Genomic DNA, 14,652 nt, shown 5'->3' with positions numbered 1-14,652 from the left:
TATTTGAGCCTAACTCAATCAACATAAATTGTAATAAAGTCCCTATTATACCATTTTCAAGTTAAGTTATCTTTAAAATCTTACTGGCCTTTATTTTTCTTTATTACTATAATAAATAAAATTATAATTATATATTTTTTCAGAAAGTATTATTTTGTTTTGTACCTTTGAACTTATCTATTGTCACACGATTTGTTTGATTTATACCTTCCCTTTTAAAAACTTTAACTACCGTTAACATTAATATTTTTATATCTAGCCAAAATGAATGGTTATCAACATACCAGACATCTAACTCGAATTTTTCTTCCCATGATATAGAGTTACGACCATTTACTTGCGCCCATCCTGTTATACCCGGTCTAACCTCGTGTCTTCTAGCTTGATAAACAGTATAAAGTTCTATATACTCCATTAGTAAAGGCCTAGGTCCTACTAAACTAATATCTCCTTTTAAGACGTTAAATAACTGTGGAAGTTCATCGAGACTTAATTTCCTTAATAGATTACCGAACGGTGTGATTCTTAGATGATCAGGCAATAGTATTCCTCTATTATCTCTTTTATCGTTCATTGAACGAAATTTATATATATAGAATGATTTAGCATTTATTCCGGGTCTTTCCTGTTTGAAGATAATAGGTGATCCTAATTTAATTTTTATAAGAACTGCCACAATTAAAATAATTGGTGACAGTGCTAAAATCATTAATAATGAAATAAAGAAGTCAAAGAAGCGTTTCAATATTTTTCCTCCTTAAACCTAAAACTTTATTATTTCTAAATTATATACGTGGTAATAAACTTAGTTTTCCTTTAGCATTTTTTTATAGATTTTGTCTATCCTGTTTACTACTATTTGCTCGGTGAACTTATTAGTAATAATATTCCTTCCTTGCAAACCAAATTCTTTTGCTAATGTGTTACTTTCAAAGACCTTTTCGATTGCTTCGGCCATACCTTTTGAGTCCCCATATTCAACTAATATTCCGCTACTATTATGACTTACCAATTCTTTAGTCCCAAGTACATTGGTAGCTACAACCGGTTTACGGAAACTCATGGATTCCATAATTATTCTCGGTATACCTTCCTTCTTAGATGTTAGACAAATAATATCCGACATTTTAATTAATGGGTACACATTTTTTTGAAAGCCAATTATTTTGACCTCATCTTTTAGATTATAAGTATTAATTTTTTCCTCTATATATCTTCTTAGAGGTCCTTCACCAGCTAGTAAACACACAAACTTCTGTTTGGTGTTTTTTTTAAAAAAACTTAAGGCTTTTATTAACATCTCATGGTCTTTTATTGGTTCAAACCTCGCCCCCATAAATATTACCTTAGTATCTATATCAATATTATATTTTTTTCTATATTCATCAAGAATAGAATCATTAATATCTGTATTTATAGTATCTAGCTTATTTATATCTATACCATTACCTTCATAAAACACTGGTTTATTCGACGCATACCCTTTTATCTTACTAATATCCTCTTCATTTTGTGATGCGAGAGCGTGGGAGAATTTCGCTCCTAATCTTTCATAAGAACTATATAATTTATATTTGAGCCTAGGTTGCCCCTCATAAAAAGGTAGACCGTGACTTGTATGAATAATTAAGGGGATTTTAGCTATAGATGCTGCCACCCTTCCTAAAATTCCTGCTTTAGCTGTATGAGTATGGACTACATCAAATTTTTCTTTTTTAAATAATTTAGATAAGTGAGTAATTGATTTAATATCATCTATTGGATTAATTTTTCGGTTCATATCTATGTACCGAAATTTTATTTTACTATGTCTTATGTATTCTTTATTCAATCCTTCATTAGAAGAAATCAAATAAACTTCATACCCTTTTTCCATCAATAAATCTAATTTATCAACTAAAATTTTATGACTTACAGCTGAGGTACAAACATGTGCAACTTTAATCAATTCTTTTTAAACCCCCATCTTTAACATATTTTTTTCATGAAGAACAACCATATCCTAAGGTACCTGTTTAATCTTTTTCACAGGTACCCCAGCGTAAAGACCGTTTTTTCCCAATTCACCTCTCACTACTGCTCCTGCTCCTATCACAGTATTATTATCTATACAAGATCCAGAAAGAACCCTCACGCCACATCCTACCCAAATGTTAGTACCTAGAATAATTCTATTTCCCTTTACTGGATTATCCCTAATAATACCTCCTGATAGGTAGTCATGTTCAAAAGTGATTAATGAGCAATTATGAGCAATTGATACATCATTACCTATTATTAAACCGCCGTATCCGTCAATGTAACATAAAGGATGAATACTTATATTGTCTCCTAACGATATATTCTCCAAATTAAAAAAGTACGAACCAGGTGAAATCATTATATTCTCTCCACAATCTTTGCAAAGAGTCTTAAATAAACTAAATCTTAGTGCAAGCCCCAAGGAGCCAGAAGTATTACGAAACATCGATAGAAAAACATATCTAAATTTCTTAGGAAAGAGCTTAAAGAAAAATGTCATAAAGTTTAGTACTATTTTATATTTTTGTGCTTTGTCTCTGCCCCTCAAAAATCAAACTCCCTTTCCAGTTACATATCTAATAAAATCCTTCTTTATTTTGCCTTTGTTGGTTCCGTAAGAAAACCTCCAAAGAAGCAGCTTCAGAAACCTTACAATAAACGGTGAATATCTGTAATTTTTAAGGACTGGTGGTACATTTGTAGATTTTAATAATAGATTATATAACTCTATTCTTGCTTTATCTTTATTGGAAATTTTACTCATTCTTTGCCTAAAGTTACTTTTCTTTAAAGATGAACTACTATTATTGCTATGAGATCTATATCCCATCAGTGGTTGGTGTAAGCAAACAGCATTTGTTTTACTTAATACTAATTGCAAAAGCACAAAGTCCTCTCCTTGAATAAGATGTGGAAACCCACCTACATCTTGGAACAAAGATCTAGACACTAATATGCTACTAGTAGGTATAGAATGAATCTTGAAATTCCAGTTAAAATCCACCTTTACAGGAGGTTTTGCATATAAATCAAATAACTCTGTTGGCTTATCTTTATCTTTTAAATTATCCATTATTATTTGTAACGTTTCTTCTCCTTTTACTACAAATCCGTTTGTAAAGGATAACAAACATTCATCTTTACCTTTATTTAAAGATTTAACCTGTAATTCTAACTTTGTAGGTAACCAGATGTCGTCAGCATCCAAAAATGCTATATAATCTCCTTTTGCTAGATCTACGCCCTTATTTCTGGCCGCAGCTGCTCCAGCATTACTCTGAAACATATATTTAACTTTAAGATTATCTGCATTATTTTCTAACCATTCTCTTGTTCCATCCGTTGACCCATCATCTATAATGATTATTTCGTAATTTCTATAAGTTTGCATGTGTATACTTTTTATAGCTTCATTCAGCAACTTACCTGGATTATAACTTGGAATAACCACACTAATAAAAGGATTAGACACCTTAATTACCTCCTACTAATTCTCTAAATTCAGAAAAGAATTTCACTTTCCTTTTTAGAAGTCTAGTTTCTGTAAAACTTTGCATCATTTTAACCCCTTCTTCTGAAAGTTGGGTGAGTATGTCAGGTGAATTAACTAGTTTTGAAATTGTATTTGCTAACTCTTTATAGTCTCCTACTGGTACAATACATTGTTCAGGCAATACTTCTATTGAGCCTGAGACTTCAGTAGATACAACTGGTAATCCTCTTGCAAGTGATTCTAGTACTACACGCGGCATTCCCTCAGTTAACGAAGATAAAACAAATAAATCACTTTTATCATATAAAGAAAACAGCTCTTCACCCCAGGGAACAAAACCATGAAAAATTACATTATCTTTAATATTCATTTGCTCGGCTTGTGTTTGTAATTCTTCTCTTAATGGTCCTTTACCAACTAAGTGTAACTCAATGTTGTTTATTCCTTTTTCCTTCAATACTTTTATAGCCCTCAATAAAGTTGCTTGGTCTTTATAAGGGCTAAGGTTTCCAACGTTAATTATTTTAAATACATGAGGTGAAGTTCCCCATTCCCTAGCTTCCTTTATAAAGTGGTCTGGAAGTCTTAAATCACTAATTACTGCTGATTGAATAGCATTTTTCGGATAATAACGTTCACGAAGAGTTTCAGAAACATAAATACATCCATAACTTTTTTCCAAGTGGTTTAAATGCATCTTTTTAAATACACTGGCTATGGTGTTAGGGAAAGGAAGATGTTTAGCTTTCAAAAATCCCGCATGCATAGATTGTTCTCCACGATTTTCTACAATATATGGTTTTTTATATTTTTTCAAAGCACGATAGGCTAGCTCAGCTTCAAAACATGGACTATGCAAAATTCCACAGTCCACACTCCTAACAATTTCTTTCACCATCCTAAACAACCTTGTAATTCCAGATAATTCTTTTTTATGTAAAGCCGAAGAGTCTACAAACTTCACATTGGGCATGGTTGCTAATTTACAACCTTTAGGTAATTGATCTACTTCTATAATTGGAGCTAGTACGTGAATTTCAGAAAAGTTTTGCAAATATTCTCTCCACATGTCATTGTTATATGAAGTTGTTGTCCAAACTTCCCCTCTATTCATGTAGTACTTTGAGCTTATTGCAAAAATTGTCTTCATATTGCCTCTCCTTTTCTTCTCGTCTTTAATTTTAGTAATACAATTAGAGGAATTACGGTAACTACGTATTTAGATAAATGCCAAAGAATTAATCTAGAATCTTGAAGTAAAATTTCCGAACCGAAAGTAGCTATTAACCCTGCTAAAACAGGGGTAATGTATCCTAAGCTTCTAGCTTTGATTATTTTATCTAAAAGACCTAAGATATATCCTCCTACAATGGCCATAAGCCATACTCCTATTATGCCAAAATTAACATAAGATTCCGCCCAAAATCCTCCTATTTTAGCAGTGCTAGGATGATAGGCTTTATAGTACCCTCTTCCTGATTCAGCATCATGAGAGAGTTCAATCATCCCTGGTGGCTTATTTTTTACAATCCATTTTGGAAACATTGTGAGAATGGCATCTAAATATGTTTTTCCATACTGATAATCAATGTTTCCACCTGGCTGTAGTTCTTGATAATATAACATCCAAATATAATATCTTCCTAAATCAGTAGCTAGAGTATAAGTAGGTGTTAACTGACTATATTGCTCTTGTATTTGGGATCTATAGTTAGAATCTAAAACATATTGACTATCATAATCTGTATACTTATACAACTTGTATTGAGTAAGTAATGGTATCAACAGAACAATTATTATTAAAATTTTAGCCATATTTACCTTTGCCACATGAGTTGAATATATATGCAATCCCCAAAAAGCATATATTAAGATAAAAAACCTACTTCCCCTTTCTAAATTAAAATAGGAAATTAAAAATATTATGATTATTAATGAAATAAAACATAATACTTGATGCTTTTTTTTATCTTTTATTCCTTTATTTGTTAGTTTTTTTATAACTCCATAATAAACCAAAAGTAGTCCTACACTAAAGAAATCTTTTAATACGAATAACGTACCTGCTACGAGTGGTATTCCCCCGGCAATCATGATAGCTATATTAGCACACATGCCTGTAAGGATATAGAATATCCCTATATTAATAAATTTATTAATAGGTTCTTTTTCATAACTATGTTTAATATAGTCGGATTTCTTTTTTACTAATAAGGATCCTAAATAAAAGAGAGGAATTATTGGTACACAAGTCCATGCTATATAAAAAATCAATTCTGTCATGTCATAAGGCAAATTTTTAGCAATAGGTCTCCCTGCGATTAAATGATATAAAGGAGAGTAGATAAAAACTAAAAGAGCAGTGTAAGTAAATATAGACCAAACATCAAAGGGGGGCCGTTTGCCTACTATGATTAACGAAAGCCTTGGAACAAGAAAGATGAAAGTAATCATAATAGGAATAATTATAAGAATATTACTGTAATTATTCTCTATAATATAAAATACACTAACAGAAAGAATTAGAAGCATTAATAAAGGTCCTAATAAATATTCAGACGGTACCTTTGAATATCTAACTGATGTGTTTAGTTTGTTCATATATTTTACCACTCGCTTTTAATTTATTTGCCCTAATAATAATAACTACTCTTCCTATGGCTGCTATTAATGAAGAAAGTAATATTGAAAAAGCTGCTCCGTTGAGACCCATTAAAGGTATTAGTTTCCAACTACTTATTACACTACTAATCAACATTATAATTAACATAGGTACTTCAAATTTATATGTTCTTGATGCAATAGTAGCATAGCCTATGAATTCTGCTGGATAGCGTATAATTGTGGCACTCATTAATAATGTTAACAATATAGAATAATGACTATACTCGCTACCATAAAAGATTGTTAATATATCACTACCTAAAAAACTAGTTAGTATTGTAGTGAGAACTCCTATTAATAAACCAAACAGAACCATAGAGATTAGTAATTTATTAAACTTGTTATTGCTTGTTGAGATATTATAATAAGTCGCCATTCTAGAACTTAACGTTTGACCCACAGCACCAATAAATGTGTTACCTATCATCATTAAATATGCACATGCAGTAAAATAACCTAAAGCAGTTTCATCAAAATAGTAAGTTACGAAATATCTAGTTATATTAGTATTGAAAGAATACAGAAGAGAGATCAAACCTAAAGGAAGAGCTAAAATCCATAGGTTCTTCATATTATGAAATTTAATATTTATTAACCCTTTAAATAGCTGAGTCGTTCTTTCAAGATTACTTTTAGGTAAATCATAAAAGTATAGTACCAAAAACCAAGAAATAACAATTCCTAGAGTTGCAAAAACTAATTCTCTTGTTACATAGAAAATAATACTGAAAAAAAATAGGGATACTATGCCCTTTAAACAATTAGATACCCCTACTAGTACAAGTTTCTCCTCTCTTTGCATCTTGCCATATATGATTTCTCCTAATGTTTGTAAAAATTTAGCTATTGAATATAACAAGACCAAAAATACCATTTCAGAAGATTTATTTAATACACATAAAACAGTTACTACCAGAGCTATAGTAGCATTAACAAGACACAGAGACATATAATCCATAAACTTGTATTTTTGATCTCTATCAGTTACATACATACTTCTTAATTGCATAGAAAAAAACATATATATTGGACCTGTAATAGCTACTGCTAAACCAAACTCCCCTACTTCTCGAGGAGATCCTAATTTTGCTAGTACTACAATTATTAAGAATTGTGATGCCATGAAGACTGTGGACCCTAAGAAAACACCAAAGACTTTCCTTATTAAAGAATCTAATTTTCCATTCATTTAATCATCCTTATTTAATCATTACTTAAAACTTTAACGGGATATTATGTATAAATATCAATTATTAAATTATTTTGCTCTAAACACGAGAAATAATTTGATTACTCTTTATAGTATTGACCATTATAAAAAATTCAATTTCGAACAGGAAATTACAACAACTTAGCTATTATATTTAAGAAATATTATACATTACGCTTTAACCTTAAATTATCAAAAGTGGAATTTTAACTATAATATCCATAAACGTCTAATAATTCCTGTTATTCTTCTTAAATCATCTAAAGTCATTTTGGTATCACTAGGTAAACACAAACCATTTTTAAATAACTTCTCTGCAATACCTTGACCAACAAAATCGTATTTTTCAAAGAATGGCTGCATATGCATTGGCTTCCAAACAGGTCTTGACTCAATATTCTCTTTTTCTAACGCCTCCATAACATCAAGAGGTCTCACTTTGCCGTTCAAAGTCATACTGCTTAACCAATAGTTCGGTTCATCCCATTCGTTGCTGGGCATAAATTTTATTCCTTCGAGACCTTCTAATTGTGCTTTATAATAAGAGAAAATTTCTCTTTTTTTCTCTACACGTTGATCTAGAACCTTTAATTGACCTCGACCAATACCTGCAACAACATTACTCATACGATAGTTAAAGCCCAATTCACTGTGTTGATAATGTCTTGCTTGGTCACGACTCTGTGTAGCCCAGAAACGAGCCTTTGAGATTTTTTCTTCATTGTTGGAGACAAGCATTCCCCCGCCAGAAGTTGTGATAATTTTATTTCCATTAAAAGAGAAGATACCATAGTCGCCAAAGGTACCTGTATGTTGACCTTTATAATAAGTCCCTAAACTTTCAGCCGCATCTTCAATAACTGGTACATTATGTTTATTACAAATTTCCATAATTTTATCCATATCCGCCGATAGTCCATATAGGTGCACAACAATAACAGCTTTTACGGTAGGATACTTTGCAAAAGCTTCCTCTAACGCTTCAGGACACATATTCCATGTTTCTTCATTGCTATCAATGAAAACAGGAGTAGCATGTTGATAAATTATTGGATTTGCGGTAGCTGAAAAAGTGAGCGTTGGACAAAAAACAATATCGCCAGCTTCTACCTCAGCTGCTTTTAAAGCTAAGTGGATGGCTGCTGTTCCTGAAGACAAAGCTGCTGCTGATTTAGAACCTACTTTATTTGCTAACTCTTCTTCAAACTTATTTACATTTTCTCCAAGAGGAGCAATCCAGTTCGTATCAAAAGCTTCTTTTACATATTCCATTTCATATCCTTCTTCACTCATATGAGGAGAAGAAAGAAAAATTCTATCTTGCATATTAAGGACTTCCTTCCTTTGTAAGGTGTTTTTTAGTTTGTTTTACTACATCGCAATTAATAAAACTATTTCTTTATAACTGCTGGTACACCCGCTACTAGAACATTGCTTGGTATATCTTTAATTACAACTGCCCCAGCTGCTATAACAGAATCACAGCCAATATTAATATTATTTATAATAGAAGCTCCAATACAAATCCACGTTCGCTCCCCGACTTTTACACTACCACCAAGATGAGTACCAGGAGATGTATGAACACCATCTTGTAATATGCAGTCATGGTCAATTGTAGAAGCTGTATTAATGATACAGCTTCTACCGATTCTCGCATCTGGATTTATTACTGATCCCGCCATGATTACAGTTCCTTCTTCTATAGAACTTTTCACACTTACTGTACTAGAGGGATGAATAAGGATTGGTATTTTAAAATCCTGTTGAATTAATTTTTTTGCCCACTTAAGCCTAGCACTATTGCTACCGATAGCCACAAATGCATATTCATATTCACTCCTTAGTGTAGGTAGGTCAGTTAACTTACCTACTATAGGAATGCCTAATACTTCTGAAATATCTTCTCTATCATCTAGAAAACTGATTTCTTCCCATTGTTTCATAAGCTGAGCAATTTCAGATACTACTTTCCCATGACCACCTGCACCTAAAATTAATAGTTTAGCCACAATATTTTACTCCTTATCTTATTAAAGATAAAACTACCTTCTTTTATAACAAAGAAATACTCTAATTCATACTTTGTACAAGCAAACTTTCACGATCGTTCGCTAAATTCAGTACATAATCCCTAGTATACTCTGTATCATAGACATTGTAATTGTCAACCAAGGTTGAAACTCGAGAAAAGTCCACCTCTACAGATTTCCCAATAAAAATCTTAGGAAAAATAGCCTCATCATGTACTTCATCTTTTCCTAGAAGCTCTTCATACATTTTCTCTCCAGGTCGAATTCCTGAGTATTTAATTCCAACCTCTTCTTCTTTATAACCTGAAAGTTTAATTAGATTCTTTGCTAAATCTACAATTTTAACGGGTTCACCCATATCTAATACAAAAATTTCTCCTCCACGAGCAAGCGTCCCAGCTTGCATAACAAGTCTAGACGCCTCGGGAATTGTCATAAAATACCTTGTCATTTCGGGATGCGTAACTGTAATAGGTCCGCCCGATTGGATTTGTTTTTTAAATAAAGGAATTACGCTGCCACGGCTACCTAGAACGTTGCCAAAACGAACCGCTACAAATTTTGTCTGGCTATGCTTATCTAGTTCTTGAATCACCATTTCTGCAATCCGCTTGGTAGAACCCATAACGTTTGTAGGGTTAACCGCTTTATCTGACGAAACAAGCACGAAGTTACTAACTGAAAATGTATCAGCCGCCTCTGCTACGTTTTTTGTACCAATTACATTATTTTTTACAGCTTCCTTAGGGTTATATTCCATTAAAGGAACATGTTTATGAGCAGCAGCATGATAGACTACATCTGGCCTGTATTTGTCCATTACATCAAAAATCCGCTGGCGATCTTGAATATCAGCAATAATAGGAATGATTTCAAACTTACCCTTGAATCGATTTCTCAACTCCATATCGATAGAATAAATTGAGTTTTCTCCATGACCCAGAAGTAATATTTTTTTCGGTTTGAACTTGCTCACTTGTCGGCAAATCTCTGATCCGATTGAACCTCCGGCTCCCGTAACGAGAATTGTTTTTCCAGTTAACTTCTTAGATATACCTTGAATATCAAGTTCTACAGGATCTCTTCCTAATAAGTCTTCAACCTGTACATCCCGAAATTGATTAACAGATACTTTTCCTGTAATGATATCTTCTATCATCGGCATAATCTTTATTTGAGCTTTTGTTTTACTACACTCTTGATAAATCCTTTGAATCTCAAGTTTATTAAGTGACGGTATTGCAATAATAATATGGCCAATTCCCTTTTTTTCTACAACCTCAGGGATATCTTCTGTTTTGCCAAGCACTGTAACTCCAAAAATCTCAAGCTTTTGTTTTGCAACATCATCATCTACAAAAGCAATTGGTTTTAGTTCACTTTCATTATGCTTTAGCAATTGACGAACAAGCATAGTTCCCGCAGACCCTGCCCCAACAATAAGCGCACTTTCTTTTTCTATAACTGACTTAATAAGACGTCCTCTCACCATTCTCCAGGAAAATCGAGAACCTCCAATAAGGCACATATGTAGAAGCCATGTGATAAACAAAACACGAATGTATATATCACTATTTACTAGAAACTGAACAATTGCTGCCGTTCCTATCGAGAATGTTACAGCTTTTACAACGGCTACAAGTTCTCCCACACTAGCATATTCCCAAGCCTTGTGGTATAAGTGATAAATAAATGCAAATACATGATGGCTTACTAATAAAGTCAAAGAACTGATTGTCAACATTTGAAGTGTGTAAATGTTAAAGTAAGGGTTTAAAATATAATATCCAATAAATATTGAAAATAGGACGATAAATGAATCCATTCCTATTAGCAACGACACTCGTTTGGAGTAGCTCAATTTGACACCTTCCTCATGTGAAATTTTATCGTGAAAAATATCTAAAAAAAGGACATAATAGTTACACCCTTGAATTAGATATTTAAATTAAAGTTTAAAACATCTATTTTATTTAATAATGGCTATATGTTTTGCTTCTTGGACCACTAAATTTTTCATAATTCTCAACAAATCTTCTTTTAAATCCGGATGTTGTAATGCAACTTCAATCGTCGTTTCAATAAACCCTAATTTCTCCCCAACGTCATAACGTTTACCTTCAAAATCATACGCAAATACACGCTGAATTTCATTTAGCTTTTGAATGGCATCGGTTAATTGAATTTCACCGCCTGCTCCGACTTCTTGTTCTTCTAAGAACTTAAAGATTTCAGGTGTGAACACGTAGCGCCCCATAATTGCTAGGTTGGAAGGTGCTGTACCTGCGGCTGGCTTTTCTACAAATGTATTCACTTGGTGACGACGACCGTCGTTTGAAATTGGATCGACGATGCCGTAGCGATGCGTTTGAGTGTCAGGGACTGTTTGCACACCTATTACGGACGAAAGAGTTTGTTCATATTCATTCATTAATTGACGAAGACAAGGTGTTTCTGCTTGGACAATATCATCGCCTAACAACACGGCAAATGGTTCATCGCCAATAAAGTTACGCGCACACCATACGGCGTGACCTAATCCTTTCGGTTCTTTTTGACGAATGTAGTGAATATCTACATTTGAAGATTGACGCACTTTTTCTAAAATATCAAACTTTTCTTTCTCGACTAAATTATTTTCAAGTTCTGGAGCATAATCAAAATGGTCTTCAATCGCGCGTTTTCCTTTTCCGGTTACGATGATGATATCTTCAATACCTGATTGAACCGCTTCTTCGACGATATATTGAATAGTTGGTTTATCAACGATTGGAAGCATTTCTTTTGGCATGGCTTTCGTTGCTGGTAAAAAGCGGGTGCCGAGTCCAGCAGCTGGAATAATAGCTTTTTTAATTTTTTTCATCGTCATTCACTCCTTGTTTCTTCCTATTTATATATATTTTTTGTAAGCACTTACGAACAAGCTGCATCAACAGCGCATTGGTAAATGCTTATAAATTAATTAGGGCATTTAACCCCACCTCACACCACACTCCTGACAACGAACGCGTCTAAGGTACTTTTCTACCCACAGTGCAGTCGAGTGCCTCCTTTGATAGTGGCAGAAGAGACATCACCATATATTGCTCTTTATATTACTATTTTTGAATATTCATCCTGTATTAGAAAAAATTAAAAACTTGTCTTTAATTTCAACAAGTTTCTAAGGGTTTGGGACGTTTATCTACAATGATTTTTATAGTTCATTCATCTTATCTATTCTCAGTTTTTTCTATACGTTTTTTTAAATAGCCATTAGACCCATAACTTATGACACAATGGCAAAATTAATGTTATCACAAAAATAGGAAAAGAGGGATAAGATTTTTTGTCGAAATTTGCGATACAACAAGTTTTTTGAATGAAAAGATAATATTTTCGCCTCAAAAGACCTTTTTATGTCGTTAAATGTTGATAGTCTTACTTTTTTCTATATTTAGCAAGTTGTTAGAACTTCTGTCACAAATAGTGAGAATAATAAATATTTCTATATGAAAATATCTTAATTTTATATAAGAAGAAAGACACTTAAGGATATTTCTTGCATTTTCCCTGCTTTTCTCTTACGATATGAAGATAAACCTAAAAATAAAAGGAATTTTTTGTATGATATTAAAAAGAATTTGTGTTGTTGCAATGATACTTGCTATTTCTCATTTTTCCCACACGCCTCATCTTCAAGTGACGGACCCAAACTCATGGAGCAATGCTTCAGTCTGGAATCATAAAGCCACTCTTTGGTCTGTGTTACACCCCGGCAGTGAATTTTATACGTCTTATACATACGGATTTGATTTAGAGTTTATTTTACGTAAAATTGCTCATATTTCTTTTTTCGGCTTATTAGCGCTATTATTTTACTGGAATTTGAAAAAAAGTTCTTGGAGATATGTAAAAGCCTGGGGTTTACTCGCTTGCTTTGCTTTCTTAGACGAAGTGCACCAAGCGTTTATTATTGGACGCGACGGGCGAATTATTGATGTAGCTATTGACTCCTTTGGCGGGGCGCTATTTTTGTTTTTGCTTTATAAATACAAAAAGATCTCTAGAATTTAGAGATCTTTTTTGGTTCCCGCTATTCTTTTTTTACATATTTCTCGTACTTTTCCATATCCGTACTAATAATCTGAGCAGGCACTCCCGCTACGACACAGTTGCTTGGAATATCTTTTGTCACTACTGCATTAGCTCCTACTACAACATTATCTCCAATCGTGCCTCCAATACAAATTGCCCCAGGAGCAATATATACATTATCTCCAATAATCGGCTGCTTTCCGCGCGAGCCTATGGTTACATTTTGTGAGATAGTGCAGTTTTTTCCGATTTTCGCTGATTTTTGGATCACAACTCCAATGCCGCCATAGCCTAGTTTTGTCCCTTCTCCTATTTCTGCCGTGTATGGAATATAAGAGTTGAATTTATGACGAATAAAGTCTTTTACATATTCCGCTCCTTTTGTTAGGCCATTTTCGTAAAAGGTTCTGGATAACTTGTAGAGATCCATTGCTAAGAAGCGATGTAAGTTATTTGTCAGTATATTTGTTTCACTTACTTTTAAGGTGTAGCTCTCAGTTTGATAATCGTCTAGTTCAAGACCTTCTAACGCAATTAACATAACGTTTTTCCCTTTAATGTCTTCAAGACTTTCAACTGGAAGATCAAAAAAAGTTTGGCCGCAGTATTGATTGGTCGGATCAATAAAACTTCTAATTTGGTTGTGCTTTTCCATCAATAGTTTAATAAAAGCTGCGTTTCGGTGGACACCTACGATGGAATAAATTTTCTGTTGGTATACCGGGTGGTCTTTCGTTTCAAAATCTTTATAGCGAAAATCTTCGCTGTTTTTTATTGTACGTTCTCCTTCAGCATTACGGATAAAGACTTTTACTCTATATCTTCCTCGTTCATGTAAGTTAAACGTATGTGAATGATTTCTAGAATACGGTATCTTTTCAATGACTTCTTGATCTTTGATTAAGTAATAAGACATTTTTGTATGTTTGTGTTCTCCGTGGCATGTAACTAGAAGCTGATAAAAGTTTTTAAGTTCAATTGTTAGATCAGTAGTCGATAGTTTCATTCGTAACTCCTCTTGTTCATCAGCTGAATACCCTCATTGCAGCTGAATACTTTAGTCCCTATGTATTAGTAGATTCTCTTTCTATTCTATCTCAATCAAGAAAAAATGGAGAAAAAAATTTGTTTTTTCTCTTGATATATGGAGATTT

Annotated in this window: 13 protein-coding genes; 1 reads left to right on the top strand and 12 read right to left on the bottom strand. The window is 33.1% G+C overall.

From position 1 onward, the window contains the following. Window positions 1–139: 139 nt before the first annotated feature. The 11 genes from AC1D0Y_RS08125 to galU form a co-directional block, all read right to left on the bottom strand. On the bottom strand, window positions 140–745 hold the full coding sequence (locus AC1D0Y_RS08125) for a sugar transferase (protein WP_274155902.1): 606 nt from the start codon (window positions 743–745) through the stop codon (window positions 140–142). Between the two features lie 60 nt (window positions 746–805). Then, window positions 806–1,948, bottom strand: coding sequence for a glycosyltransferase family 4 protein (locus AC1D0Y_RS08120; protein WP_477707464.1), 1,143 nt, complete (start codon window positions 1,946–1,948; stop codon window positions 806–808). Between the two features lie 54 nt (window positions 1,949–2,002). Next, window positions 2,003–2,569, bottom strand: coding sequence for an acyltransferase (locus AC1D0Y_RS08115; protein ID WP_477707463.1), 567 nt, complete (start codon window positions 2,567–2,569; stop codon window positions 2,003–2,005). A 3-nt stretch (window positions 2,570–2,572) separates the two neighbouring features. Continuing rightward, window positions 2,573–3,493 (bottom strand): glycosyltransferase family 2 protein, encoded by a 921-nt coding sequence (locus AC1D0Y_RS08110; RefSeq protein ID WP_477707462.1) that lies wholly within the window; start codon window positions 3,491–3,493, stop codon window positions 2,573–2,575. A gap of 1 nt (window position 3,494) precedes the next feature. Next, on the bottom strand, window positions 3,495–4,664 hold the full coding sequence (locus tag AC1D0Y_RS08105) for a glycosyltransferase (RefSeq protein WP_477707461.1): 1,170 nt from the start codon (window positions 4,662–4,664) through the stop codon (window positions 3,495–3,497). After that, window positions 4,661–6,115: a hypothetical protein gene (locus AC1D0Y_RS08100; protein WP_477707460.1), complete on the bottom strand. Its 1,455-nt coding sequence runs from the start codon at window positions 6,113–6,115 to the stop codon at window positions 4,661–4,663. The genes AC1D0Y_RS08105 and AC1D0Y_RS08100 overlap by 4 nt, the downstream gene beginning before the upstream one ends. Continuing rightward, window positions 6,090–7,367, bottom strand: a complete 1,278-nt coding sequence (locus AC1D0Y_RS08095; RefSeq protein ID WP_274155908.1) for an MATE family efflux transporter — start codon at window positions 7,365–7,367, stop codon at window positions 6,090–6,092. The genes AC1D0Y_RS08100 and AC1D0Y_RS08095 overlap by 26 nt, the downstream gene beginning before the upstream one ends. 231 nt (window positions 7,368–7,598) lie before the next feature. After that, complete coding sequence (locus tag AC1D0Y_RS08090) at window positions 7,599–8,714, bottom strand: DegT/DnrJ/EryC1/StrS family aminotransferase (RefSeq protein ID WP_274155909.1); 1,116 nt, start codon at window positions 8,712–8,714, stop codon at window positions 7,599–7,601. 65 nt (window positions 8,715–8,779) lie between these two features. Then, window positions 8,780–9,400, bottom strand: coding sequence for an acetyltransferase (locus tag AC1D0Y_RS08085; RefSeq protein ID WP_274155910.1), 621 nt, complete (start codon window positions 9,398–9,400; stop codon window positions 8,780–8,782). 61 nt (window positions 9,401–9,461) lie between these two features. Next, a complete protein-coding gene (locus tag AC1D0Y_RS08080) occupies window positions 9,462–11,282 on the bottom strand; it encodes a polysaccharide biosynthesis protein (protein WP_477707459.1) in 1,821 nt (606 codons plus the stop codon). Between the two features lie 108 nt (window positions 11,283–11,390). Next, window positions 11,391–12,284: a UTP--glucose-1-phosphate uridylyltransferase GalU gene (galU, locus tag AC1D0Y_RS08075; RefSeq protein WP_477707458.1), complete on the bottom strand. Its 894-nt coding sequence runs from the start codon at window positions 12,282–12,284 to the stop codon at window positions 11,391–11,393. A gap of 743 nt (window positions 12,285–13,027) precedes the next feature. On the opposite strand from galU, the gene AC1D0Y_RS08070 reads away from it, so the two are divergent. Beyond that, a complete protein-coding gene (locus AC1D0Y_RS08070; protein WP_477707457.1) occupies window positions 13,028–13,477 on the top strand; it encodes a VanZ family protein in 450 nt (149 codons plus the stop codon). A 19-nt stretch (window positions 13,478–13,496) separates the two neighbouring features. Here AC1D0Y_RS08070 and AC1D0Y_RS08065 read toward each other — a convergent pair whose 3' ends face one another. Beyond that, window positions 13,497–14,504 carry a serine O-acetyltransferase gene (locus tag AC1D0Y_RS08065; protein ID WP_477707456.1) on the bottom strand — a complete coding sequence of 336 codons (1,008 nt, stop codon included), beginning with the start codon at window positions 14,502–14,504 and terminating at the stop codon, window positions 13,497–13,499. Window positions 14,505–14,652: the final 148 nt, after the last annotated feature.

It is taken from the genome of Priestia sp. P1_B12_1, assembly GCF_056406695.1.
Note: the sequence above shows the minus strand (reverse complement) of the source record. Positions and strands in the feature narration are given on the sequence as shown.

Excerpts from the sequence above, each read along its gene's own strand:
- AC1D0Y_RS08070 (WP_477707457.1), top strand. The coding sequence starts at position 13,028 with ATGATATTAAAAAGAATTTGTGTTGTTGCAATGATACTTGCTATTTCT.
- AC1D0Y_RS08100 (WP_477707460.1), bottom strand. The coding sequence starts at position 6,115 with ATGAACAAACTAAACACATCAGTTAGATATTCAAAGGTACCGTCTGAA.
- AC1D0Y_RS08065 (WP_477707456.1), bottom strand. The coding sequence starts at position 14,504 with ATGAAACTATCGACTACTGATCTAACAATTGAACTTAAAAACTTTTAT.
- AC1D0Y_RS08105 (WP_477707461.1), bottom strand. The coding sequence starts at position 4,664 with ATGAAGACAATTTTTGCAATAAGCTCAAAGTACTACATGAATAGAGGG.
- galU (WP_477707458.1), bottom strand. The coding sequence starts at position 12,284 with ATGAAAAAAATTAAAAAAGCTATTATTCCAGCTGCTGGACTCGGCACC.
- AC1D0Y_RS08090 (WP_274155909.1), bottom strand. The coding sequence starts at position 8,714 with ATGCAAGATAGAATTTTTCTTTCTTCTCCTCATATGAGTGAAGAAGGA.
- AC1D0Y_RS08095 (WP_274155908.1), bottom strand. The coding sequence starts at position 7,367 with ATGAATGGAAAATTAGATTCTTTAATAAGGAAAGTCTTTGGTGTTTTC.